The 22,079-nt window shown below is 60.3% G+C and carries 26 protein-coding genes; 11 read left to right on the top strand and 15 right to left on the bottom strand.

The window, feature by feature from the left end; translation table 11 throughout:
• Nucleotides 1-7: 7 nt before the first annotated feature.
• The 3 genes from merA to merT all read right to left on the bottom strand — a co-directional run bounded on the left by merA (nucleotide 8) and on the right by merT (nucleotide 2,406).
• Complete coding sequence (gene merA / locus JET17_RS27050) at nucleotides 8-1,693, bottom strand: mercury(II) reductase (protein WP_015272417.1); 1,686 nt, start codon at nucleotides 1,691-1,693, stop codon at nucleotides 8-10.
• A 71-nt stretch (nucleotides 1,694-1,764) separates the two neighbouring features.
• The gene (merP, locus tag JET17_RS27045; RefSeq protein ID WP_000732290.1) at nucleotides 1,765-2,040 is read right to left on the bottom strand and encodes a mercury resistance system periplasmic binding protein MerP; all 276 of its coding nucleotides are present in this window, start codon (nucleotides 2,038-2,040) and stop codon (nucleotides 1,765-1,767) included.
• 15 nt (nucleotides 2,041-2,055) lie between these two features.
• Nucleotides 2,056-2,406 carry a mercuric ion transporter MerT gene (gene merT / locus JET17_RS27040; protein ID WP_015272416.1) on the bottom strand — a complete coding sequence of 117 codons (351 nt, stop codon included), beginning with the start codon at nucleotides 2,404-2,406 and terminating at the stop codon, nucleotides 2,056-2,058.
• A 71-nt stretch (nucleotides 2,407-2,477) separates the two neighbouring features.
• Between merT and JET17_RS27035 the strand changes: the two genes are divergently transcribed.
• On the top strand, nucleotides 2,478-2,912 hold the full coding sequence (locus JET17_RS27035; protein WP_000414383.1) for a mercury resistance transcriptional regulator MerR: 435 nt from the start codon (nucleotides 2,478-2,480) through the stop codon (nucleotides 2,910-2,912).
• Between the two features lie 1,370 nt (nucleotides 2,913-4,282).
• Here JET17_RS27035 and bla read toward each other — a convergent pair.
• The 3 genes from bla to JET17_RS27020 form a co-directional block, all read right to left on the bottom strand.
• Entirely contained in the window at nucleotides 4,283-5,167 is an 885-nt protein-coding gene (gene bla, locus JET17_RS27030) for a class A beta-lactamase (protein ID WP_074241320.1), read from the bottom strand.
• A 141-nt stretch (nucleotides 5,168-5,308) separates the two neighbouring features.
• Complete coding sequence (locus JET17_RS27025; RefSeq protein WP_010799689.1) at nucleotides 5,309-8,338, bottom strand: Tn3 family transposase; 3,030 nt, start codon at nucleotides 8,336-8,338, stop codon at nucleotides 5,309-5,311.
• A complete protein-coding gene (locus JET17_RS27020) occupies nucleotides 8,322-8,924 on the bottom strand; it encodes a recombinase family protein (RefSeq protein ID WP_010465829.1) in 603 nt (200 codons plus the stop codon). The genes JET17_RS27025 and JET17_RS27020 overlap by 17 nt, the downstream gene beginning before the upstream one ends.
• A gap of 191 nt (nucleotides 8,925-9,115) precedes the next feature.
• On the opposite strand from JET17_RS27020, the gene JET17_RS27015 reads away from it, so the two are divergent.
• The 6 genes from JET17_RS27015 to JET17_RS26990 all read left to right on the top strand — a co-directional run bounded on the left by JET17_RS27015 (nucleotide 9,116) and on the right by JET17_RS26990 (nucleotide 11,520).
• A complete protein-coding gene (locus JET17_RS27015; protein WP_003151133.1) occupies nucleotides 9,116-9,493 on the top strand; it encodes a type II toxin-antitoxin system RelE/ParE family toxin in 378 nt (125 codons plus the stop codon).
• On the top strand, nucleotides 9,474-9,809 hold the full coding sequence (locus JET17_RS27010; protein WP_001172026.1) for a helix-turn-helix domain-containing protein: 336 nt from the start codon (nucleotides 9,474-9,476) through the stop codon (nucleotides 9,807-9,809). Before JET17_RS27015 ends, JET17_RS27010 begins: the two co-directional genes overlap by 20 nt.
• A 14-nt stretch (nucleotides 9,810-9,823) precedes the next feature.
• Nucleotides 9,824-10,159 (top strand): hypothetical protein, encoded by a 336-nt coding sequence (locus JET17_RS27005; protein WP_000741275.1) that lies wholly within the window; start codon nucleotides 9,824-9,826, stop codon nucleotides 10,157-10,159.
• A 23-nt stretch (nucleotides 10,160-10,182) separates the two neighbouring features.
• On the top strand, nucleotides 10,183-10,509 hold the full coding sequence (locus tag JET17_RS27000) for a hypothetical protein (RefSeq protein WP_000091614.1): 327 nt from the start codon (nucleotides 10,183-10,185) through the stop codon (nucleotides 10,507-10,509).
• Between the two features lie 15 nt (nucleotides 10,510-10,524).
• Nucleotides 10,525-10,866: a hypothetical protein gene (locus tag JET17_RS26995; protein ID WP_025999701.1), complete on the top strand. Its 342-nt coding sequence runs from the start codon at nucleotides 10,525-10,527 to the stop codon at nucleotides 10,864-10,866.
• Between the two features lie 144 nt (nucleotides 10,867-11,010).
• Complete coding sequence (locus JET17_RS26990) at nucleotides 11,011-11,520, top strand: hypothetical protein (RefSeq protein WP_015272414.1); 510 nt, start codon at nucleotides 11,011-11,013, stop codon at nucleotides 11,518-11,520.
• A 35-nt stretch (nucleotides 11,521-11,555) separates the two neighbouring features.
• On the opposite strand, the gene mobF is transcribed toward JET17_RS26990, so the two are convergent.
• Genes mobF through JET17_RS26975 form a run of 3 tightly spaced genes read right to left on the bottom strand, consistent with a single transcriptional unit; the run spans nucleotide 11,556 to nucleotide 16,378 of the window.
• Nucleotides 11,556-14,510 (bottom strand): MobF family relaxase, encoded by a 2,955-nt coding sequence (gene mobF, locus JET17_RS26985; RefSeq protein WP_015272413.1) that lies wholly within the window; start codon nucleotides 14,508-14,510, stop codon nucleotides 11,556-11,558.
• Nucleotides 14,511-16,049 (bottom strand): type IV secretion system DNA-binding domain-containing protein, encoded by a 1,539-nt coding sequence (locus JET17_RS26980; RefSeq protein ID WP_015272412.1) that lies wholly within the window; start codon nucleotides 16,047-16,049, stop codon nucleotides 14,511-14,513.
• Nucleotides 16,049-16,378 carry a hypothetical protein gene (locus tag JET17_RS26975; protein WP_015272411.1) on the bottom strand — a complete coding sequence of 110 codons (330 nt, stop codon included), beginning with the start codon at nucleotides 16,376-16,378 and terminating at the stop codon, nucleotides 16,049-16,051. The genes JET17_RS26980 and JET17_RS26975 overlap by 1 nt, the downstream gene beginning before the upstream one ends.
• 494 nt (nucleotides 16,379-16,872) lie before the next feature.
• Between JET17_RS26975 and JET17_RS26970 the strand changes: the two genes are divergently transcribed.
• The 4 genes from JET17_RS26970 to JET17_RS26955 all read left to right on the top strand — a co-directional run bounded on the left by JET17_RS26970 (nucleotide 16,873) and on the right by JET17_RS26955 (nucleotide 19,387).
• Complete coding sequence (locus JET17_RS26970) at nucleotides 16,873-17,229, top strand: hypothetical protein (protein ID WP_015272410.1); 357 nt, start codon at nucleotides 16,873-16,875, stop codon at nucleotides 17,227-17,229.
• Between the two features lie 3 nt (nucleotides 17,230-17,232).
• Nucleotides 17,233-17,937: a StbB family protein gene (gene stbB, locus JET17_RS26965; protein WP_015272409.1), complete on the top strand. Its 705-nt coding sequence runs from the start codon at nucleotides 17,233-17,235 to the stop codon at nucleotides 17,935-17,937.
• An 18-nt stretch (nucleotides 17,938-17,955) separates the two neighbouring features.
• Complete coding sequence (gene stbC, locus JET17_RS26960; RefSeq protein WP_254362158.1) at nucleotides 17,956-18,339, top strand: plasmid stabilization protein StbC; 384 nt, start codon at nucleotides 17,956-17,958, stop codon at nucleotides 18,337-18,339.
• 268 nt (nucleotides 18,340-18,607) lie between these two features.
• Nucleotides 18,608-19,387, top strand: a complete 780-nt coding sequence (locus JET17_RS26955) for a SprT-like domain-containing protein (RefSeq protein WP_015272407.1) — start codon at nucleotides 18,608-18,610, stop codon at nucleotides 19,385-19,387.
• Nucleotides 19,388-19,433: 46 nt separating this feature from the next.
• On the opposite strand, the gene JET17_RS26950 is transcribed toward JET17_RS26955, so the two are convergent.
• The 6 genes from JET17_RS26950 to JET17_RS26925 all read right to left on the bottom strand — a co-directional run bounded on the left by JET17_RS26950 (nucleotide 19,434) and on the right by JET17_RS26925 (nucleotide 22,073).
• Complete coding sequence (locus tag JET17_RS26950; protein WP_015272406.1) at nucleotides 19,434-19,679, bottom strand: hypothetical protein; 246 nt, start codon at nucleotides 19,677-19,679, stop codon at nucleotides 19,434-19,436.
• A 60-nt stretch (nucleotides 19,680-19,739) separates the two neighbouring features.
• Nucleotides 19,740-19,916, bottom strand: coding sequence for a hypothetical protein (locus JET17_RS26945; RefSeq protein ID WP_019692578.1), 177 nt, complete (start codon nucleotides 19,914-19,916; stop codon nucleotides 19,740-19,742).
• A 70-nt stretch (nucleotides 19,917-19,986) separates the two neighbouring features.
• On the bottom strand, nucleotides 19,987-20,241 hold the full coding sequence (locus tag JET17_RS26940) for a hypothetical protein (RefSeq protein ID WP_015272405.1): 255 nt from the start codon (nucleotides 20,239-20,241) through the stop codon (nucleotides 19,987-19,989).
• A 657-nt stretch (nucleotides 20,242-20,898) separates the two neighbouring features.
• Nucleotides 20,899-21,111, bottom strand: a complete 213-nt coding sequence (locus tag JET17_RS26935) for a hypothetical protein (RefSeq protein ID WP_153334493.1) — start codon at nucleotides 21,109-21,111, stop codon at nucleotides 20,899-20,901.
• Nucleotides 21,112-21,158: 47 nt separating this feature from the next.
• Entirely contained in the window at nucleotides 21,159-21,509 is a 351-nt protein-coding gene (locus JET17_RS26930) for a TrfB-related DNA-binding protein (RefSeq protein WP_015272403.1), read from the bottom strand.
• Nucleotides 21,510-21,569: 60 nt separating this feature from the next.
• A complete protein-coding gene (locus tag JET17_RS26925; RefSeq protein ID WP_015272402.1) occupies nucleotides 21,570-22,073 on the bottom strand; it encodes a hypothetical protein in 504 nt (167 codons plus the stop codon).
• Nucleotides 22,074-22,079 lie beyond the last annotated feature (6 nt).

Raw genomic sequence — 22,079 nt, 5'->3', positions numbered from 1 at the left:
CTTTTTCTCACCCGGCGCAGCAGGAAAGCTGCTTCACATCCTTGTTGAAGGTCTGCGCCGCGAGCTTCAACCCCTCGACCATCGTCAGGTAGGGGAACAACTGGTCGGCCAGTTCCTGCACCGTCATGCGGTTGCGAATGGCCAGAGCCGCCGTCTGGATCAGTTCACCCGCTTCCGGCGCGACCGCCTGTACGCCGATCAGCCGATGGCTGCCTTCCTCGATAACCAACTTGATGAAGCCGCGTGTGTCGAAGTTGGCGAGCGCACGCGGCACGTTGTCCAAGGTCAAGGTGCGGCTGTCGGTCTCGATCCCGTCGTGGTGGGCTTCCGCCTCGCTGTAGCTCACGGTCGCCACTTGCGGATCGGTGAACACCACGGCCGGCATTGCGGTCAGGTCGAGCGCCGCATCGCCGCCGGTCATGTTGATCGCGGCACGGGTGCCGGCCGCTGCCGCCACATAGACGAACTGCGGCTGGTCGGTGCAGTCGCCGGCCGCGTAGATGTTCGGGTTGCTCGTGCGCATGCCTTGGTCGATGACGATGGCACCTTGCGCATTGACAGTGACCCCCGCTGCGTCCAGCGCGAGGCTGCGCGTGTTCGGTGTCCGACCGGTGGCAACCAGCAGTTTGTCGGCGCGCAATTCACCGTGCGTGGTGGTCAGCACGAATTCACCGTCCATATGGGCGACCTGGCTGGCTTGCGTGTGCTCCAGCACCTCGATGCCCTCGGCACGGAAAGCGGCTGTCACCGCCTCGCCGATGGCCGGGTCTTCACGGAAGAACAAGGTATTGCGCGCCAGGACCGTGACCTTGCTGCCCAGCCGGGCAAAGGCTTGCGCCAGCTCCAGCGCCACCACCGACGAGCCGATTACGGCAAGGCGTTCGGGAATGGTGTCGCTCGCCAGGGCCTCGGTGGAAGTCCAGTAGGGTGACTCTTTCAAGCCCGGAATCGGCGGGACCGCCGGGCTGGCACCCGTGGCGACCAGGCAGCGGTCGAACATCACGACGCGCTCGCCACCCTCGTTCAAACTAACGATAAGGCTCTGGTCGTCCTTGAAACGCGCTTCACCGTGCAGAACGGTGATGGCTGAATTGCCGTCCAGGATGCCTTCGTACTTGGCATGACGGAGTTCTTCGACACGGGCCTGCTGCTGGGCCAGCAGCCGCTCGCGCAAGATCGTCGGCGGTGTGGGTGGCATGCCGCCGTCGAATGGGCTTTCCCGGCGCAGATGGGCGATGTGGGCGGCGCGGATCATGATCTTGGACGGCACACAACCGACGTTGACGCAGGTGCCGCCGATGGTGCCGCGCTCAATCAGCGTGACCTGCGCGCCTTGCTCGACGGCCTTCAGTGCTGCCGCCATCGCGGCTCCACCGCTGCCGATCACGGCGACTTGCAACGGGCGCTCGCCGCCGCTGCCCTTGTCGGCGGCACCCATCCAGCCGCGCACCTTGTCGAACAGCCCAGTGCGGTTGTCGGTCGGCGGGGCATCGGCGAGCATCGCTTTGTAGCCTAGGCCAGCCACGGCGGCGGTCAGTGCGTCCGGCGCTGTGCCTGGATCAAGGGCGAGCTGGGCCGCGCCCTTGGCATAGGACACTATGGCAGATTGGACGCCGGGTACTTTTTCCAGCGCTTCCTTGACGTGCGCCGCGCACGAGTCGCAGGTCATGCCGGTGATTTTTAGATGGGTCATGCGACAGATCCTTTTTCGTTTGTGGTAGCAGACAAGGGCGTCAGATGTGCTGCGCTGCCGTTTTCAGTGCCTCACTTCTTGACGCTGGACGGATAGCCTGCGTCTTCGGTGGCCTTGGTCAGCTTCTGCACGCTGGTCTTGGCATCATCGAAGGTGACAACCGCTTCGCGTGTCTCGAAGGTCACGTTAACTTTGCTGACGCCTTCGACCTTGGAAATCGCCTTCTTGACGGTGATCGGACAAGCGGAGCAGGTCATGCCCGGTACGGACAGCGTGACGGTCTGGGTGGCGGCCCACACGGGGGCAACAACGGCAGCGATGGCGAGAGAGGCAAACAGTTTTTTCATGATGAACTCCTGTGATTAATAGAAAAATGGCATGACGTAGGGAAATCCGAGCGCGACCAGAACCAGCGCGGCCACGACCCAGAAAATGAGCTTGTAAGTAGCGCGCACTTGGGGAATCGCACACACATCCCCTGGTTTGCAGGCTTGCGCCGGTCGGTAGATGCGCCGCCAGGCGAAAAACAGCGCCACCAACGCCGCGCCGATGAAGATCGGGCGATAAGGTTCCAACACCGTCAAGTTGCCGATCCAAGCGCCGCTGAACCCCAGGGCGATCAGAACCAGCGGCCCCAGGCAGCAAGCCGCGGCGAGGATGGCGGCTAGCCCGCCAGTGAAGAGCGCCCCGCGCCCGTTTTGAGGTTCAGACATACGCTTGTCCTTTCAAATCTGGATTGGATAGCTTAAGCTTACTTCCGTACCAATGTACGGAGTCAAGCAATATGGAAAAAAATTTGGAGAATCTGACTATTGGCGTTTTCGCCAAGGCGGCCGGGGTCAACGTGGAAACAATCCGGTTCTATCAGCGCAAGGGCTTGTTGCCGGAGCCGGACAAGCCCTATGGCAGCATCCGCCGCTATGGCGAGGCGGATGTGACGCGGGTGCGCTTCGTGAAATCAGCCCAGCGGCTCGGATTCAGCCTCGACGAGATCGCAGAGCTGCTGAGGCTGGATGACGGCACCCACTGCGAGGAAGCCAGCAGCCTGGCCGAGCACAAGCTTCAGGACGTGCGCGAAAAAATGACCGACCTGGCGCGCATGGAAACCGTGCTATCCGAACTTGTGTTCGCCTGCCATGCGCGGCAAGGGAACGTTTCTTGCCCGCTGATTGCTTCGCTGCAAGGGGAGAAAGAGCCGCGTGGTGCCGACGCGGTGTAGCCGAGGGTAGTTACGCCTTAGCGTGCTTTATTTTCCGTTTTCTGAGACGACCCCTTAGAAAGCCTAGTCAAAGAGCTGTCACGAGAACACCGTTAGCTTAGCGTACGATTTTTTCCGAATTCTGCGGTTCCCCCTTGTGGATCGTTTGGGGACAAAACGCCGGCTGGTGACAGTTGAGGGGCGTTTCTTGACACTTGGGGGGCAGCGCACCCCGGCGCGATGCTGACAGATGAGGGGCCGGCCTCGAAATCGGCCGGCTGGAGCCGCGCCGGAGGCCGTCGAGGCGGCCTATGTGCTTGATCGGGCTGGCTTTATCCACAGAAGTTGTGGATAAGCCTGTTGGCAAGGCCCTTGCCGTACTGACACTTGAGGGGCGGGGGTGCTGACAGATGAGGGGCGCGATCCTTGACACTTGACGGGCAGACTATTGACCCTTGAGGGGCTTATCCATTGACACTTGAGGGGCGGCCCTTCGAGCCTTTTCCTTGGCGTATCAACGGCTTGCGCGCGTTTTCCGGTCAAGCTAACCGGCTTTTAACCCTTCATAACCTTTATATTAAACCTAGTTGTTATAACCGGGTGTCGAAAAAAGCGGCAAACCGGCCCAAGGTGCCCCGCAGAATGATCGGCCGCCGAAGGGGGGTGCCCCCCCTTCTCGATCCCACCCGGCCGCTAAAGCGGCCTCCCATCCCCCCAGGGGCGTTGCCCCTCGGCCTACGGCCTTCACCCCAAGAATGGAGCGCCTACGGCGCTACGGCTGACCATAGCCAGGCGCAAGCGCCTGGCAGAAGTTCGTGCTCTTCCAAAGGGGGCCAAGGCCCCCTCTGGACTCCCCAACTGTCAAGGCCGCGGTGACTCCTGCGCCGTCGCCAAGTCGGAAGATGGCTCCAGCTCGAAGGCCGCAAGGTTGAACGCCAAGGGAGGGGTCGGCCTGCCAGGCCCAGGGCGTGATTGCGCCCCTCAAGTGTCAAGAAGGGGTTCTAAGCCGGAACCGCCGAAAATTCCGTCAGCCGATCAACGTGGCTTGTCCCTCGCCCGGTCGATGGGGTAGACCCAACAGTCGTGTCACTAGCCGCCATTTCGATCACGGCAATGCCAGCCGGATGTCACGTCCAGATTGTTCCGGTCTGGACGGGGCCGACTGACGTCTCGGATGGCGGGTGGCATACAACTGCTGTGACTCCTGCAGGGGGGCGGCTGCCTGACCGGACGGCGAGCATCAACCCATCTCACGTATTCGTCATGTCAGCTTTGACACTGCGCACGCGACGGCACCCGACCCTAACCGGCCAGATGATGTTTTCATCATCAATAGCCGTTTTCAAATCCTATACCTGCCGTTGGCCCTTGGCGTCTGCAAGTTGGCTACATCAAGGAGCGACCGCATCCTTCAGCACCACTCCTATTCTTGCAATCGCCTGATTGCTGGCCTGCATGGACGCTTTGGTTTGCGTAATATAGATGCCAACCACTAGTGGCTGCTTCGATGGCGGCCAGATCACTGCGACGATCGAGCGGGAACCGTAACCTCCCGCCCCCGTCTTGTCGGCAATCTTCCAGTCTGATGGCAGTGAGGCACGCAGGAGCGCACCGGCGACCTGATCGTCCAGCATCCATTGCGTCAGCTCGGATCGGGATGAGACGGACAACCCGTCGCCAAGAAGTATCTTTCTCAGACTGTTGACGATGGCGTTGGGAGTGGTGGTGTCACGCACATCGCCCGGCGTACCTTCGTTCAACTCGGGTTCTTTGCGATCAAGTCGGGTTTGTTCATCACCGATAGACCGCATGTACGCGTTGAATCCGGTTGCCCCTCCAATGGCATTAGAGACGACGTTTGCGGCCGTGTTATCGCTATAGCTCACCGCTGCCTGACAAATTCTGCCTAAGGTAACGGTTTCGGGTGACAGCGACTTTTCCGTAATCGGCGAATAGGTGACCAGCATTTCCTTGCTGATCGATACGGATTGACTCAGAGAAAGGGACTTCCCATCAACCTTCGCGAGCAAGGCTGCACAGGAAAACGTCTTGTGCGTACTGTTCAATGGAAACCGCTCATCGCCCCGATAGTTCCATGTCGTTCCTGTGTTTTCGTCAAACACAGTCATGCCGACTCGGGCCTGCAAGGCGCTCTCTTCGGCTTGGACGGCTTGGATCAGCTTCGTGGTGTCTAGGGCGAATACGGGGGTTGGTATAAACGAGGCAACCACACATGCAAGCACAACGCCTATTCCTGTCGCAAACTTGTTTCTCAATTGGGTTTCTCCACGGGAAGTACATACAGGACAAGAGTTAGCCGATACCGGAACCTAAGTGTCCAGTCTCTTAGGGACATCAGCCACTCGTGCGGCTCGATTTTATCCAGGGGTTGTACGCCGGAATCCCAGAAATTTCCGTCAGCCCAGCTCCAGTCCCGCCACGAGCGCATCCAGGTCGATGAACTTGCCGTCAGTCTGGAAGGTGTAATGCCCGTTCAGCAGGATGTGCCGCCAGGCCGCTGGCGACATCTGCGTGATCAACGCCAGCGCCTTGGCATTGCCAGCTGCCTCGTACTTCGTCAGCAGCAGGGACAGGATCGCCGAGTTGTAGAAGATGATCGCGTTGCCGATCAGCCTGGCGCACTGGTTGCTGATCTCGATTTCGATGTCGGTGCGGCCGGTCAATTCCTTCTTCCCACCGACTTGGGCGATGGTCGAGCGTAGCTGGTGATAGGACTCAATGCGGTTCTGCGAGCGGTGAACATTACGCTCCAGTTGCGGGTCGCGCAGGTAGCGCAGTGTGTAGATACTGCGGATGAGCTTGTCGAACTCGAAGATTGCGCGCCGCGTCGGGTTCGGCGCCGTATAGGTGCACAGCTTGCGGATCAGCGTGCCCTGCGTCATTTCCTTCAGGCCCAGTGTGGCGACGATTCGGTCGATGTTCGCCTTCTCACCGACGATGAGTTGCCGGTCGATCTGGCCAGCCGGCCGGATCAGGCATTTCTCGTACAATGCCAGATCATCGGCGCAATACAGCTCCTGCAACTGGTCGTCGAGGTCGGTGAAGCGCGGCTCGAAACGAAGTCCGAACCAGTGCAGGATGGCGAAGTTGGCCTTGTTGATGCTGTGCATGTCGCCGGTGATCGCGCTCGGCACGATGTCCGACGTGTTGCGGTACCAGATGTCGAACACGTGGTGAGCCTCGTACTCGTGTGCGCCTATCAGGTAGCCGTTCAACGGCACGTGATTGCACAGCAGCGTGTAGGCGACGACGCCCTTGCCGCGGCCGAAATATTTGCGCGAGTAGCGCGCCTTCACAGTTGGTCGCTCGACGCCGAATTTCTGCCCATCAACGGCACCGTACAACGAATCGAGGTCGAACGAGTAATGCGGGAAGATCGGCAGTGCGGCGATGGCGTTGCTGATGCAATCGTTGGCCACATGTAGCGTCGCCTGGCGCAGGTACTGCTGGTAGGTACTCTCCAGGACGTGGTACGGGATGTCGCTGGTACGTGCCATAACCTGGTTGCCGTGGTTCATGGCTTGGGCAATGATCACCGCCATCAGACTGTCGGCGTCGGCTACCTTCTTCGCATAGCGTGGCTGCAATGGTGTCAGCGCCGACAGGAACTGGCACTGGCCGTTGACGAAGCGAAACACGTCGGCGACATCGCAGTATGGCAGTTGCTCGTAGAGAGCTTGCTCGCGCGCCTTCTGGTTCTCCCCCTTGGGCTTGCGCCAGGTCAGTCTCTGCGTGTCCTTGTCGTATTCCAGGTGCGTCAGCTTGCCCTGTTTCAGCTCGCGATTGAACGCCACCCATTGCGCACGCAACTCGGCCGCCAGTGCATCGAGCTGGGCACTGACCGGCTGCCGCAGGAAGGGGATGTCCATCTGCGCGAGCACGGCGGCTTTCTCGTCCATCGAAACCAACTCGTCGGACAAATGCCGGTGCTGCAAGCTGTCGTCAATGTAGAGCTCGCCCGCCTGGAAGCGTTTCCTGACCTGACGGTAAAGCCAGAATTCGTAACGATCGGCATGCAGGCCTGTCGGCGTGCCTTCGGCATCGAACATCAGCAGGTACGGACGCAAGCGTTTCGGCAGCGTTGCCGCCGGACATTCGTCGAGTGGCCGTTGTGATAGGCGCTGCTGCTTGGCGAACACGCTCTTGGCCCAAGTCAGCGCCGCGAGCCATGGGTTATCGGGGGCCGTGCCGGCGAAGTCGAGCGCGACGTACAGCGGCCGTAGATGGCGTCGAATGCGTTCGGCCAGGCCGTCCACCGCCTGCCAGTGCAGCGCCAGTTTGTTCAGTGGCTTGACGCTCATGCGCTGCGCCGTGTTTTGCAGCAATTCCCTGGACATGATTTTGTAGGCGCGTTGGCGCACCTCGCCGAACGGCGTCGGATCGGCCACGCTGTCGTCCACGTACAGCGACAGCAGGCGGCCAACCTGCGGCGTTTCCTGATGGCGTCGCAGCTGTTCGGCGACAAAGGACTGTTTCGCACCCGTGCGGCTCTCGTCCTCAAGTTTTTTCATGTGGAAGGCCATCGCGTCGACCAGGTTGTCGGTGAGCTGCCGGTAACGTACCCAGGCATAGCACAGCAGGTAGAGCCGGGTCTGCTCCGCCTTCAGGTGGCGCAGGTCATGGACGGTATAGAAGTTCGCCAGGCTCGCGTAGTACAGCAGGTTCTGCTGCGAGATGCCGAGCTTGGGCAGCAGCGCCTTGGCGATCCCGTGCAAGGACTTCAGCGTGGCGCGCTTCTCGCGCTCCCCTGCCATCTGACGCCAGCCGAAATCTTTAGCGTCCTGCTTGAGCGCTGCCAGTTGAGACAGGGTGTCGTCACGCACCAGGAGCTGGCCCAGCGCAGCTTTGGCCGATTCGTCCAACACTTCTGCCAGCAAGCCGCCCAAGCGCCTGCGTTCGGTGGACAGGGCTTCACTGACCAGCTCTTGTAAGGTGGTGTGGCCGGGCCGGATGATTTTGTGCTCGCTGAGCCAAACGATCAGTTCGGCGGCCACGAATCCTGGCATTACGTCGCGCCGCACGATCTGTTCAGCCTGCTGTGCCAGTTGCGGCAGGAAGCTAGCCGCCCACGACCGGTAGCCGAACAGTTCGGCGATCTGACCCCTCTGGCTGTAGTGCTCATGCTTGGTGATCGCCTTGCGTTCGAACGCTTCGCCGTGGAAATAGCGACTCAGCACGAAGGCGCAATCGTCCTCGACCTCATGCCAATCGAAGCGGAAGAAAGCATGCTTGGCCTTGAAGTAGCCGATCTGCAAGACGCAATAGACTTGGGCCTGCAGGCTAGGCCGGCTGCTGGCGAACGCCAGTTCAGATTCGGTCAACGCCAGGTATTCCAGCCGCTGAGCATCGTCGAAGTCCGGTAGGCCGTACAAGGCTTCCTGCTCTGCGTCAGAAAAGACGGTGAGTAGCTTATTCTTGTTGCTCATCGACCGTCCTTCCCGCACCACGCCAACCTGCTCGCGTCAATGTTTCGATCAACGTAGTGCGCTTGACATTGAAGTTGCGGCACACCGCCGCCTTAGACATGCCGCCATCGAGCGCGGCGACGATGGCGTCCAGCTTCTCACCAGTGATCGCCTGCGGCCGGCCGCCGATCCGGCCGCGTTTGCGTGCGGCGGCCAAGCCCGCGACGACGCGCTCCTGAATCAAGGCGCGCTCGTACTGCGCGAGCGCACCGAACACCTGGAACAGGAATTCGCCCGAGGGCGTCGTAGTGTCCAGGTTCTCTGTCAGCGAGCGGAACGCCACCCGCTTGTCCTTGAGCGAAGTCACAATGGCGAGCAGGTGCGACAGCGAGCGACCGAGCCGGTCGAGTTTCCACACCACCAGCACATCGCCGGCTCGAACGAACTCAAGCGCCCGCGCCAAGCCGGCACGGTCATCCTTCGCGCCAGAGGCACGATCCTCAAACAGGTGACGCGGATCGACGCCGGCGGCGAGCAGCGCGTCGCGCTGCAAGTCCGTGCTCTGGCGGTCGGAGTCCGACGACACGCGCATGTAGCCAACCAACATAGGCGGATAACCATCAAAAACAGGTTTCCGCATAATAGTGAATAGCGATAGAGTTTTCCGTACATTTTTGAGGGGGTGTTGCACAGGTAGCACAGCGGCGGCTGACAGCCTGTCGCAAAACAAATGTTTTACGACACCTCCTTGAGGTTGCCGCGTTTACATCATTACCTGAACAGGTATAAAATTCCGTCATGACAAACAAAGAAAAACCGCTCGAATGGATCGCGAGCAGCCACAAGGATTTGATGGCGTTGCCGTCCGACGTGCGTCGCCGTTTCGGTTACGCGCTCTCGTTGGCGCAGATAGGCGATCAGGATGACGCAGCAAAGGTGCTCAAGGGGTTCGGTGGTGCCGGCGTGCTGGAGGTCGTCGAAGACGATGCCGGCGGCACCTATCGAGCGGTATACACGGTCAAGTTTGCGGAAGCGGTGTTCGTCCTGCACTGCTTCCAGAAGAAGAGCAAGAGCGGAATCGCCACGCCAAAGGCCGACATGGACATCATCCGCGCTCGGCTGAAGGTGGCCGAGGTATTGGCACAGGAGCTACGAAATGCAAAAACGAATCATTGAAGGCGTCGAGGTTCAGCGCAGCTCGGGCAACGTCTTTGCCGACCTTGGACTGCCTGACGCTGAAAAGCTCAAGATCAAGACCGGCCTGGTGGTCGAGATCAGGAGGGCCATGCGCGCCCTTGGGCTGACTCAACAAGCGGCGGCCAAACGCATGGGCATCCCGCAACCGAAGGTGTCGGGCATGATGCGCGGCGACTTCACCAATCTATCCGAACGCAAGCTGATGGATTGTCTGAATCGCCTCGGCTACGACATCGAAATCAAGGTACGGCCAGCAGCCGAGCCGATCGGGCATCTAACGCTCGCAACCGCTTAATCGGAGCCCTCCTGATGGCAGCCCGCATCACCGACGACGAATGGGACGAACTGACTCCCGAGAATTTCGATACCACGGCACTGCTGCGTGCAGTCGATGCCGTGGACGTGCTGCGCGGCGATTTGAATGACAGCGCAGACGGCGCACCTCCGCAACTGCGCACCGACCTGTTGAAGCTGCATCAACTGGCAATGGCCGCGTTCAACGAGGGATCACGCAGCCGAGTGGCTGAGCTATTTGATCTCGCCGTGGATCTTCAGGATCAGGTTGATCATCTGATGACCTCGCTGGAACAAGTGCAAGAAACCCTGTCCCGGTTGACGGCGCTCTACCCAGAAAGCCTGTCCTGAATGTTCTTGGAGACAACCACATCATGAGCCGCAGCCGCCGCAAAACGCCCATCGTTGGGCACACGACCTGCCGTAGCGAGCGCGAGGACAAGAAACTCTGGCATCAGCGCTGGCGAACTCACGAGCGCACCGCGCTGGCCAGCGCGTCGCCGGAAGCTCTATGCGCCCATCTGCCTCTACTGGAAAACCAGGTCAGCAACGTCTGGTCGATGGGTAAGGATGGCCGCTCCTACTGGCCCATCAAGCGCCAGGCCGCCACGGCGGATCGCATTGCCAACCACAAGGGACGCAATCCGCAAGAGCGCGCCTCCCTGAAAAAGCGTCTGCTGCGCAAGTGGATGAGCAAATGAACCTGTCCACCGGCTATCGCTTGGGCGCGAATCGCTGAAGAAGCAGAACTCCCAGCCGGCTACGAGGGCACGGCGACGCCAGAGGCGCATCGGGCCTGCGAGGTGATCCAGGAGCGGATTCGAGAGCACGTCGTCGCCACCAATGACATGCGGCTGTTCGGCCTGCTGCACCTGCTTGGGCAGGCGTCGCTGCGCATGGAGCAAGCGCTGTGGCCGGAAGAATATGCGCGGATGACCCGCGAGGTCGAGGAAGCTCTCCGAGAGGCCGACGACCCCAACGCCAAGTCGTACACCCACGAAGAAGTCATGCGGGCGATGCAGGAACTCATCGACCAAGCGCGAGACAAGCCATGTTGATCGGCTGACGGAAATTTCTGGGTTTCCGGCTTACAACCCCAGTTCGGGATCGAGGTCTATTCGGTCGCAGTAGCTCTTGCCCCTTTCCATCACCTGCTGGGCCTGGAGTCGGACAGGTCTGTCTCTGCAAAAAGCGGGGTGTCGGTGAAGAGTATCCAGGCTTACCGCAAGTCCCAGGGCATCCCACCCCGTTCCAAGGTCACACGCCGTATTCAGCGCTTGCCGCTCGATCATCCCGTGAGGCCGTACAAGAGCGCGTTGGGCCTGGTGCCCGATGAAGACATAGCCAAGGCGTCGGGTGTGGCCGTAGAAGTCGTGCAGGCGCTGCGCGAGGCGTTCGGCCTGGATGCTGCTGTGGCGCCCTCCCCTGACCTGGCCAAGTCGGCGCCGGTCGAGGACTACCACGGCCCCGGACTCGGTTACGAATCGCTCCTGGGCACCATGTCTGCCGCCAAACTGAGTCGCACCGTAGGCGTGGCCTATGCGGTCGTAGAGGCGCGCCGGGAGTTCCTGGGCATCGCACCGTACAAGCGCGTATCGCGTGCTGATCGGTATGTACACCTGTTCGGCGTGGTGCCAAATAGCGTGCTGGCCAAGCTCGCAGGTGTGTCTCATGAGCGGATCGCTCAAATGCGCATGGCCAAGGGGCTTTAACGCACAGAAAAAAGGGGCCGAAGCCCCTTTGCTGGTTACAGGCCGAATGCCCTGCCCTTTTCTTTAGGCTGCTTGGTCGGCAACTGCTGGCCTTGCTGTTGCTTCTGCGCGGCGTCCTTCTGTTTGCCGGCCTGGTCGTGTCCTTTGCGCTCGAGCGCATGCCGCTGGAGCTGCTTGATATCCAGGGCGCCGGCCTTGGCATTCAAGCGACTGATCGCAGCCCCCAGCTTCTGCCGGTTATCGGTGAAGATTTCCGCTGCATGACGGGCGCGGCTGATCGCCACGTAGTACACGTCCTTGGCGGTCGTGCGCGACTGGGTTTCAAGGTTGATGAGTACCTTGTCGCAGGTGAGGCCCTGGGCGCTGTGAACGGTCGAGGCGTATGCCAGGCCGACGAACATAGCCGATGCGGTGTCCAGCTCGACCTGGCGGCCTTTGTCGCCTTCGAGCACCACACGGTCGCTGTGGATCTCCTTCACCACAAATCGGTCGCCGTTGGCCAGGTCCTTTTCGGCGTCGTTCCGGGTGATTTTCACCTGATCGCCAGGAGCCAGCTCAGTTCGCTCGACGCTGTAGACCGACAGCTTTGTGCATCGAGCCGGGGTGAATTGCAGTCTCTCGCCTTCCGGCCCCCGCACGGTGAGTTTGTTGCCGGGACCAGTGTCGAGTACCACGTACTGCACGCCCCGTTGCAGCCCGTTCTTATAGTCCACCTCGGGTACGACAATGCTGCCCTTGCCGTAGTATTTGCTATGCCGGCGCTCGGCCTGTGTCGTATCCAGGCGATTGAGCAATGGATATTCCGCGCCCTGTCCTTTCAGGCCCAGCGCCTCGCGCACCCCTTCGTTGATCTCGATCCGACTGGCGTTAGTACCGGTGATAATCAGCGCCTGGTCACGTTCGGCCTTTGGCATCGAGGCGTAGGCTTCGACAATGGCCTGGTAGCGTGCCCCGTTGTCCTCGATCTCGCGTATCTCGTTCACCAGCGGCAGCGATTGTTTGGATTTGCCCTCGGCGGCCAGCTTCACCGCTTCCAGCAACTGCGGGTCTTTCTGCCGCTGAATGTCGGTCAGCCGGGACGTTTCCATGCCGGCTTTCATCAACTGCTCGAAGGGTTTGCCGGCCTCGATAGCTTTGGTCTGTGCCACGTCGCCCAGGAAGACAACGCGAGCGCCGGCAGCCTCAATGGTTTTCATGGCCTCGTGCATCTGCCGCGCAGGAATTACGCCGGCCTCGTCGATAATCACGACGGTGTTGCTGTCGATCTTCTTATCGCGGGCCTTGAGGAATGATTGCAGAGTGCGCGCCTCCAGGCCCTCGGCCTGGAGCGCCTTTACCTGGCTCCCATAGGGCGCCAGGCTGGTGACACGGTATCCGTTCGCTTCCAGCAGATCCTTAGCCGCTACAGTCATGTAGCTTTTGCCGACGCCGGCAAAGCCCTGCACGCCGATGAACTGGTTTTGTGTGCGGGCGATCCGCATCACCGAGGACTGCTGTTCCGCGTTCAAGCCCCGATCGGCAAGGAAGGCTTCGGCGGCTTCCTTGGAGATCCGCGGCTGAACTGTACCGCGCCCCATTCGCTCGATTTGCAGCACCTCGCGTTCGCGCTTTTGCGCGATGTGCGTGGTGAAACGGCTTTCACCCTGACGCAGCCGTCCCGTGCGGATACCCTCATCAACGAGCCTGGCGGCCTCTGAGCGCGATTTGCCGGCACGGACAAGGTTTGCCACCCATTCCTTCCGGCTGAGCTGTGGCGCCTCCTGGCGGGCCTTCTCGGCGGCCTTCCCCTTCTTTCCATCGGCTGGGTTCTGCGATGAGTACAGCGGTTCCTCGCGGATCAGGTGGCCAGATGCGGCTCGCCGCTCGATGCCGGCGCGCACGTCGTCGATGGTGAGTGCGCCGTACCCGTGGCGCAGCGCGGTATCCATCAGCTCCTTCTGTCCGATCACGGCCTGGCGTTCGGTCAGACTCTTGATCGCGAATTCGATTACCTGGTCTGCACGGTACTCCAGGGGCTTCTCGATCTGCGGAGTGGCCGCGCTGCTTCGCTCGTTGCCGCCCTGGGCATCGGCGCCGACGCCGGCCCACTCGCGACTGTGGTAGTCGATACCCAAGGCCCTCGACCGCTCCAGCCAAACCTGGCGCAGTTCCTCGCGGTCGATGCCACCCTGCTTTTTGTCGCGGGTGGCCAGCGCGGCCTGGTTTTTTTCGGCATATGACGCTGTGCTGCGGTCCAGGCCTTTCGCCGCTAGCGCTGCCTCGATCTGCTGGCTGCGCGAACTGAATTCGCGGATCTGCTCATCGGAGAAGTGCGCCAGGTCGAATGTGCCGTTGCGCTCATAGCGCAACTGGAAGCCGGCCTTTTCCAGCTCGCGGGCCAGTTCCGCCTTGTAGACGTTGCCCAAGAACATGGACGAATTGAACACGCCGTCATTTTTCAGTGCCCGCCATTCGCCGTCGCTACGCTGGGTCATGTTCAGCACGAACGCATGGGTATGCAGGTCGGGGTCCAGGGCGCGTGACGTTTCGTGTCGGAACTTGGCCACCACCAAGTTGTTGGTGTTCTCGGTGCCGGTCTTCTTGTTGACCGTGATTCGCGCCTGGGACAGCCGTTCAGCTTCGCGGATCGCCGCCGCCACGGCCTTGTCGTGGGCTTCGATGATACTGGCGTCACCGTGGACCAAGGCCTGGAGCGACACGCCCTTGGGTGCCGAGAATGTGAGGTCGTACCCCAGCCGTTCCTTGCTGACCACTTTGCCGTCCGCCTCTTTGACGGTCCGCATGAGCTTCGTGTTGTCGCTAATCCGGCCATCCAGCAGCTCGCGGAATCGGGCCTGCTCTACCTCCCCGGACAGGCCCAATGCCTCGGCGCCGGCACCTTGCCATTGCATGGCGCCGCCGTCTTTTGCGTAGTAGTCATCCGCACCATCCGCGTAGTACGACACGACTTTGCCCAGTGATTGCCGAGAAATGGTCGTGATATCGAGCATTTAGATGATCTCAAGGTTTGGAACGATGCCCGGTACCGGGTTCGTGCGGGTGAAGTTGATCGGCTCAATGGCCACCCGTGCAATCGGGATGCTGCCGGGGAACGACAGGAAGCCTTCGAGGTTGTTCAAGGCCATGATTTCCGACGACATAACGATGCGCTCGGGCTTCACATCCTCGTTCTCGCTGCGAGTGCCCCAGTCACCCCAGCGCGAGCTGCGGCCTTCTTTTGTGCGCAGCACTTCATGCTCGCTCAAGGCTTTGGACATGCGTTCGGCGGTGGCTGTACCCATGCGGCCAACGGCCAAAGCGACCATCGTCCGGTGGTTGGCCAGCATGGTTTCGGCCAGCTTCTCGCCATACACGGATTCGAGCTGAGTGTAGGACTGGTAGCCCGATACCACGCAACCGCCCTTCTTCCGGCCCCGCGTCAGCATGTCGCCCAGGGTGGGCAACCGTTGCAGCGACTCCAGCTCGTCGAGGTACGTCCAGATTCGGCGCTTGGGGTTGGATTTCATCCCAAGGATGCTGGTGAAAATGGTATCAACCCAGCAACTAATCAGTGGGCGCAGCGCTTCGCGCATGTTCTCGTCCCAGGTGATAAACAAGTTGCCACCGTTAGGATCTTCGCACCACTGACGCAACGAAAAGTTGCCTGGCGGCATGTCAAAATGTGCAGGCAGTTTATTACTGAGGACAAAACGGACGCTGCCGGTAGCGCGTTCGTTTTCAGTGAACAGGGAGACGGCGCGAGTGCCTTTTACAAAACCTTGTAGCGCTTCCGAACTGCACTCGTTAGTCCATTTAAACACATTCCTCATGCCAGGATTTCGCGTGGTGTTGTACAGCTTTTTGGCAACTTCCGCGAACAACAGGCGTCCATACTGGTTCCATTCTTCCGAGTCGTTACTGTCCGACACCTGAATAATGGATTTTGCGTAGCGCTCGAAATCGTAGTGACTACGGATTTCGTTATAGAAGTTCCAGCCTTCCGTCCTGGCATCGTAGGGATTTAGGATTTTATCGCCCTTGCGGTAGAAGGTAGATAGGAACTCTCCATCGGGATCGAGGATCACCATGCGGTCTTTCCGCTGCATACAGCCATACATCATTTCGCGGAAAATCGTACTCTTACCTGTACCCGTTGCGCCGCCAACTGAAAAGTGTGTTGCTTCGGCAGCAATAGGAACAGGCACTCCGGCAATAGTTATTTGTTCCTCTTTTTCCTTGGTTAGTCGTTTAAGTTCACGCTGGGATACAAGTTGGCTACCACGAAAATACTTGTCGAAGTGGGCGCCGGCAAAAGTGGTCTTGCTCAACTTCACAATAAGCACGCACAGCGCAATCGCCAGTATCAATCCACCAACTAACGCAACCGCAAGCGGCCACAAGGTGAACGTATTTTTCGCCAGGTAAAATACCCTGTCGCGGGCGCCTTGTTTTTCAATTCCATACATCAGTTTGGCGGTAAAGAACCACGCGAACAGGGGCACCAGTACCATGACGGCAAGGCAGATTTGAGATCGTTGGCGCTCGTTCATCAGCTATCCCTCTTAGATGAATCCCATACGTCGAAGCCCAGGCGTTCGACCTCGGCCTGGGCTTCCCTCTTAGCATCCGGTTTGGACGCGGTGCGCAGAAGCAACAGCAGCTCGATCAAGATGGCCATCGACTGCCGGTCGATTCCTGCACCTGGCTGACCGTCGCCGCCAGGTCGTTGTTCGAGGCGCTGGAGGATCATTTCTAGCGTGTCCTCCTGCTCCATCTGCCGGAAAAGCTGCCGGCGAACATACTCCGAAATGTCGCCTTGCGACCGCTCTTCCAGCTCGATTTTCTGTGTTTCGGTGCATCGAAAGCTCACTGTGGGCACGGATGGCCTCCTTGTCTGACGTGTGTAAGACACAAAATACAGCAAAATCAGGGCCTGCGCGTACTTTTGTCTTACGCAGGTATTACGCTTTTCCGCAAGTCGTTGAAAATGCTTTATTTTTCAACGACTTAGCTACGCGAAGCGTTGCGTATGGTGTATAGCTCGTTAAGGGAAAATACCGCTCTGCTTTTAAGGGAGAAAACAGCCGTCTGCACCCCTCGGAGGCCGCAAAAAAGCGTCCTCCTGATCCCTCACGCGCAGCGTGAGGGGCTTTTCTCGGCCCAGGGGTGCCACTGGGTACGCTTTAGAGACAACCGAGAGACGGAGTGAGGACAACGAAGAGACAAAAAAGGGACTTGCCAGACCCAAAAGGGACGTTTAGAGTACGGATCAGAGACAAACAGGGGACAAAAGTGCCCGAGGTCGATAACGAGGGGTAAGCGATGCCACTGTCGCGACTAAAACCACGGAGCGATTCGGCCCTGGTGCGGAACATGCTCGGCGAGATCGAGGCCGCACTGACAGCCGGAGCCTCACGGGAGGATGTATGGGAAACGCTCAAAAATGAGCACGGGATGACCATCGGGTTTAACGGATTTTGCAAGGCGCTGATGCGAGCGAGGGCCGCCAGGCAGGAGCGAGCTGGAACACCAGCGGCGACCACTCCACCGCTACCCCGACCGGGGAACAATGGTCAGGGAAAGGAAGTGGATTGCGCAATCCAGAACGATGAACCCACGCCACCCGAGGCGCCCTTAAAGGGTCGCATCGTCACCAGTAGCGATTTTGAGAAAGTCCACTCCATGGACTTCTCGGATCTTGATGATAAATATACGGGCAAAAGGAAATAGCGTATGAAACGAGCGATCTTGAACTACAGCGGCAGCATCGGCAAAACCACTATTGCAGCGCACCTGCTCTACCCTCGCATGCCAAGTTCGGCATTCTTTGCCATCGAGTCGATCAACCAGTCTGCTTTGGACCTGGGCATTGCCGAGGTCAAGACCATGCGCGGTCGTGAAGTAGGCGATTTGATTGAGGAACTGGTACTTGAGGACGTGGCGATTATTGACATTGGCGCGTCGAACATCGAGTCGTTCTTTGAGGCCGGTTCGCGCTACCACGGCTTCATAGATGAAATCGAACAATTCATTGTCCCGGTCACGCCGGAGCAAAAAGCGTGGCAGGAAAGTTTGAAGACTGTAGAAGCGCTGGCGACCATGGGTGTTTCGGCTGATCGCATTATTCTGCTGCCGAACCGCATTCAAGATAACCCCGAGGCCGAAATTCCGTCGATCTACAACTATGTAAAGAAAACCAAGAAGGCCACCATCAAGCCAGGCGCGTTCCTGTTTGACAGTGACGTATATGGTTATTTGGCCGCTAACAAAATGTCGTTCGATCAGTTGATCGGTGACGATACCGATTACAAGGCGCTGGCACGGGCCGAAGCTGATGAAACACAGCGCAGCAAGTATGTAAGCCTCTATCGTTGGACAAGTTATGCAAAACCTATTCGTCAAAACTTGGACGAATGCTACGCCGCCTTGACGGCCTAAGCGACCGGAGTACCAGTAATGGATTCTAGGAAACCGAGAGAAGAAGTATTAATTGAGTGGTTCCTGGGCGACTCTAGGGAGATTGTGTCCGATCTCCAAGGCGCGGTTGCGGCGGCCCGCGAGGTGCACCAGTCGATGCAGGAGGCCGGCGCAAGCCTGGCCTCCACGGTCGAGGATGCGCGTGCCGAGCTGGTCACGGCTCACCGGGAGCTGACTGCCGCGATTCGGGAAACCGAGTCCCGGCATGACAAGGCCCTGGAGAAGCTGGACCGCCAAGCCAAAAGCTTGTTGGCCGCGACCCAGCGCCGCACGGTGTGGGTGGCGGCGATCTGCGCTGGCATCGCCGGCCTGGCCGGAGGCCTGGGCGGTGCCCTGCTCTTCTACCGCCTGGTTGCCGGCTAGCGCCGGGGTGTGACATACGCTGAGGCCGCCGCAAGGCGGCCTCGCCGTTTGTGGGAGTCGCCGCAGGCGCTCCCGTGCGGTAAGCGGAGCGCGCAGCGCCTGGGAACCAGGCGCGGAGGCGAGAGGGATGGAAGCCCGAAGGGGCGAGACGCGGCGCAGCTGTGGCTCGATGCGCAGCACGACAGCCCGCGCCGAAGGCCTCGCTCTGGATTGCGCAATCCACTTCTATTAAACTGGATTGCACAATCCACAAGACAGGATCGTCACCATGTCGCTACTGCCGACTCATGAGGTCTATGCCGAGCTGCAACTGGCGTACGAACACTTCAACGTCCAGCTGTTCGACGGCCAGCTACCGGACTGCCTTATCACCCTCCAGCGTGAACGCCGAACCTACGGCTACTTCTCGCGCAAGCGCTTCGCCCGTCGTAGCGGTGAAATGACCGATGAAATCGCCATGAACCCCGGCTACTTCGCGATTCGCTCATTGCGTAAAACGCTGTCGGTGCTGGCCCATGAAATGGTGCACCTGTGGCAGTTCCACTTTGGCGCGCCAGGCCGGCGTGGCTACCACAACAAAGAATGGGCCGCCCGCATGGAAGCCCTGGGCCTGATGCCCAGCAATACCGGCGCACCTGGTGGTAAGCGCCTGGGCGAACAAATGGATCATTACATCATTCCAGGCGGCCGCTTTGACGTGAGCTGCGCGGAGCTGCTGACGCGGGACTTCTCCCTGTCGTGGTACGACCGTTTTCCTCCGGAGCGACCGCAAATTGATCCGCCGACCGGCTCGAACGGTCGCGGGTTTGTCGATGACGTGGACGGTGAGGACGAAGGGCAGGCGCTAGGCGTGGATCAAGGCGGTGATGACCTGGGGCCGCTCGGTGAGTTGGTGGAGCTGCCGCCCGAGGTGCCGCCGAACCGGTCAAACCGGGTCAAGTACCGGTGCCCGAAGTGCGCAACGCAGGTATGGGGCAAGCCTGAGCTGGCGATTCTGTGCGGCGGCGAGCATTGCGCCGGGGCGCCATTCCAGCCGGTCGCACGATGACAAAGGCCCGCGTAAGCGGGCCTTTTGGATTGCGCAATCCACATTTTCAACGGTGGCCAGGTCCTGCGCCTTGGCCTCGATCCCCAGCTTCCCAGCAGGCGGCGGCCTTACGCAGCAAGCCGGCGCTATCGCGGTGCGCCAGTTCGCCCGGTTTGGTGATGAACGTTGCGGCGGCCTCGTAGAACTCTGCGGCCACTTCCCAATCGTGTTGCAGCTCGGCCTTGCGCGCAGCGGCGGCAAGCGCCTGGCACGTCCTGGCGGCCTTGGTCGGCGTGGTCTGGTGTCCGTACATATCCTGTTCTCCAGCGGGGAGCGCCGGGGCGAAGCCGCGGCGCTCGGTTGGGTAGTGGGGTTAGGCCCGTTTAACAGCCCGTGCGAGGGTCAGAAGGTCGGCGGCCTCCATTAACTGGCCGCGCTCGGCCAGTTGCTGCATGGACGGCACCGGGCGAGCTGGGGCCGCTGCGCGGCGCGCAGAAGCGGCCAGGCGGGCCAGGAAGACACGGAACGAGGGAAGGGCTTGAGTAGCCATAGGTAACTCCTTTTTTCGCAGAGGAAGGCCCGGAGCGGTTGCCGCCGCTGGTATCCGGGCCGGGGTTGGTTTACTTGGTCAGGCGCTCGCTGCGCACAAAGCCTTCGCACATGTCACGGAAGATCGTGGCGTGCATTTCCAGCGGGAACTCCGCGATCACCTCGCGGCGACCGATGCCGCCACGCTGGGCAACGATCATGTACATGGTGACGTTGGATGGGGTCTGGTTCGGGCGAGCCTGATGGGACACTTCAACGGTGAAGCCGCTGAACTCGCGCAGGGCCTCGGCTTCGCTGAAATACAGGATGTGGGTTTCGATAGTCATGGGTTGAATCTCCTTTCGCAGATTGCCCCGGAGCGGTTGCCGCCGCTGGTGTCCGGGGTGTCGAGGCGGTATTGCTTCGACGTGGTTAGTATCTCAAATCGTGGCGCTGTCGTCAACTGTTGGTCAAACAATCTTTGACGAATAATTGACTTGACGCGGCGCGCTTTTCGGAGCTGCTTAGATGCCGAGGTGGGAGCGGGAGGTAAACATAAAGCGCGCCCGCGAAGCGGGTGCAGCCCCGCTTTTGCCCTGGAGCGTAAGTCTCCCCCGGTGGATCTGCTCGTCAGCCTTCGGTTGGTCGCGGTAAGCCCCGACTACCCGGAGCTGGGCCGCCGTCATGGGGACCGTGGAATAGCGGAGCGACCGGAGGGAGTGAGCATATGCCGCGAAAGCCCCTTGACGGCATAGGCCCAGCGGAGGGTAGGCGAATAGGGCTGATAGCGGCCAGCCGGAGGGTGATGAGCACACCCAGGACGCGCAGGGGCGGCAAGGTGGCCAGCAGGCCGCCGCGCAGGCCGACAGGCCGGAGGGCAAGCGGAGCGCGCAGCGCCTGGCGGGCCAGGTGCGCAGGCGAGAGGGATTGAAGCCCGAAGGGGCGAGACACGGCGCAGCTGTGGCTCGATGCGTAGCACGAAAGCCCGGGCCGCAGGCCTCGCACTAGATTTTCTCGCTGGCCAGGTGGTGGAAGTACCAGGCCAATTCGGGACGGCCCCCGCCCATTTGTTGCTTGATCGCAGTCACCAGATCCTCGCGGACTTGGCCGGTCGCTGTTTCCAGGCGCTGGCGGATCTCTGCAACCTCGGCGCTGGCGACCCATTCAAGGCAGGCCAGGTAATCGAGCACGCCCTTTTCCTCTGTTGGTGTAAGCATCTGCAAATCCCTCAGCAGTCAAACTGTCCGTGACAGAAAGGCGCCATCTAGGCCTTTTTCTGTCGGTTAGGTGTCTTCTTTGTGGTCCCTGGTTGGGCCTCCTTTGGCTGCTCATGTTTGGCGGCCATCTGCTTGACCTGCTCGGCTTCCTCGGGGGTGAGCCAGACCATGACGGGCACAAGGCCGACGGTCTGGCGTTCCAGCACGGCGGTTACGCGCTTGATTGCAGCGTGTACAAGCTGCCGCGACTGGCCGATGTTGTTGGCCACCTCGATAGGTTCCTTGCCCTCCACCAGCACCGCCCTGGCAATGTCCAGGGTCTTGGTGGACATGCCCCGGAGCGCAGGCAGGGAAGCGGTCCATTGTTCGGCGGTGTATTTCGGCTGGGTGGGCTGCATTCGCGGTTCCTTACTGTTGGCTGAATGCCCTGCTACCGGCAGGGCTACGGGTCAAGCGTGCTACTGGTTCATTTGCTCGATGAAGCCCCGCGCATGCGCTTCCAGGCGGCGGGCATCTGTGGAACCGGCATGGAGCCGGTGCCGTTTGACGCCCTGGGCGGTGGCTTTCCAGATGACGTAAAACGTCCCCTCGTTGTTGCGCTCGATACTAATGGCAACGCCCTGGTCACTGGTACCAACCTTGGCGGCGACTGCCGCCACGGTTTCGCTTTCCAGTGTCTGGCGGTCCCATATCAGCAGGGGCACAAACTGCGGGTCGTTGATCGCGTCGGCTGTCTCCAGGCCGCCCGCATCGCACAACCACGCTTCGTCGTCATCGTCCCAGGCTTCGGCGGTGATCGGAAACATCCACGCCAGAAGTGGCCGACCGTCCTGCACCTGGCAGGCGTAAAGCTGGTCAGAGTCGAGCAGAAACGCCACGCAATCCCCAGGGATGAGCAGGCCATGCCCAGGGTTGGCCTTGAGTAACGATCGGTAGGCTTCCAACGTGCGTTCGTAAGTCATGGTCGG

The sequence above is a fragment of the Pseudomonas putida genome (genome assembly GCF_016406145.1).
Classification (GTDB): Bacteria; Pseudomonadota; Gammaproteobacteria; order Pseudomonadales; family Pseudomonadaceae; genus Aquipseudomonas; species Aquipseudomonas putida_E.
This window is presented reverse-complemented; position numbering and strand designations above follow the sequence as displayed.

Excerpts from the sequence above, each read along its gene's own strand:
- merA (WP_015272417.1), bottom strand. The coding sequence starts at position 1,693 with ATGACCCATCTAAAAATCACCGGCATGACCTGCGACTCGTGCGCGGCG.
- merP (WP_000732290.1), bottom strand. The coding sequence starts at position 2,040 with ATGAAAAAACTGTTTGCCTCTCTCGCCATCGCTGCCGTTGTTGCCCCC.
- merT (WP_015272416.1), bottom strand. The coding sequence starts at position 2,406 with ATGTCTGAACCTCAAAACGGGCGCGGGGCGCTCTTCACTGGCGGGCTA.
- JET17_RS27035 (WP_000414383.1), top strand. The coding sequence starts at position 2,478 with ATGGAAAAAAATTTGGAGAATCTGACTATTGGCGTTTTCGCCAAGGCG.
- JET17_RS27025 (WP_010799689.1), bottom strand. The coding sequence starts at position 8,338 with ATGAGCAACAAGAATAAGCTACTCACCGTCTTTTCTGACGCAGAGCAG.
- JET17_RS27020 (WP_010465829.1), bottom strand. The coding sequence starts at position 8,924 with ATGTTGGTTGGCTACATGCGCGTGTCGTCGGACTCCGACCGCCAGAGC.
- JET17_RS27015 (WP_003151133.1), top strand. The coding sequence starts at position 9,116 with ATGACAAACAAAGAAAAACCGCTCGAATGGATCGCGAGCAGCCACAAG.
- JET17_RS27010 (WP_001172026.1), top strand. The coding sequence starts at position 9,474 with ATGCAAAAACGAATCATTGAAGGCGTCGAGGTTCAGCGCAGCTCGGGC.
- JET17_RS27005 (WP_000741275.1), top strand. The coding sequence starts at position 9,824 with ATGGCAGCCCGCATCACCGACGACGAATGGGACGAACTGACTCCCGAG.
- JET17_RS27000 (WP_000091614.1), top strand. The coding sequence starts at position 10,183 with ATGAGCCGCAGCCGCCGCAAAACGCCCATCGTTGGGCACACGACCTGC.
- mobF (WP_015272413.1), bottom strand. The coding sequence starts at position 14,510 with ATGCTCGATATCACGACCATTTCTCGGCAATCACTGGGCAAAGTCGTG.
- JET17_RS26980 (WP_015272412.1), bottom strand. The coding sequence starts at position 16,049 with ATGAACGAGCGCCAACGATCTCAAATCTGCCTTGCCGTCATGGTACTG.
- JET17_RS26970 (WP_015272410.1), top strand. The coding sequence starts at position 16,873 with ATGCTCGGCGAGATCGAGGCCGCACTGACAGCCGGAGCCTCACGGGAG.
- stbB (WP_015272409.1), top strand. The coding sequence starts at position 17,233 with ATGAAACGAGCGATCTTGAACTACAGCGGCAGCATCGGCAAAACCACT.
- stbC (WP_254362158.1), top strand. The coding sequence starts at position 17,956 with ATGGATTCTAGGAAACCGAGAGAAGAAGTATTAATTGAGTGGTTCCTG.
- JET17_RS26955 (WP_015272407.1), top strand. The coding sequence starts at position 18,608 with ATGTCGCTACTGCCGACTCATGAGGTCTATGCCGAGCTGCAACTGGCG.
- JET17_RS26950 (WP_015272406.1), bottom strand. The coding sequence starts at position 19,679 with ATGTACGGACACCAGACCACGCCGACCAAGGCCGCCAGGACGTGCCAG.
- JET17_RS26945 (WP_019692578.1), bottom strand. The coding sequence starts at position 19,916 with ATGGCTACTCAAGCCCTTCCCTCGTTCCGTGTCTTCCTGGCCCGCCTG.
- JET17_RS26940 (WP_015272405.1), bottom strand. The coding sequence starts at position 20,241 with ATGACTATCGAAACCCACATCCTGTATTTCAGCGAAGCCGAGGCCCTG.
- JET17_RS26935 (WP_153334493.1), bottom strand. The coding sequence starts at position 21,111 with ATGCTTACACCAACAGAGGAAAAGGGCGTGCTCGATTACCTGGCCTGC.
- JET17_RS26930 (WP_015272403.1), bottom strand. The coding sequence starts at position 21,509 with ATGCAGCCCACCCAGCCGAAATACACCGCCGAACAATGGACCGCTTCC.
- JET17_RS26925 (WP_015272402.1), bottom strand. The coding sequence starts at position 22,073 with ATGACTTACGAACGCACGTTGGAAGCCTACCGATCGTTACTCAAGGCC.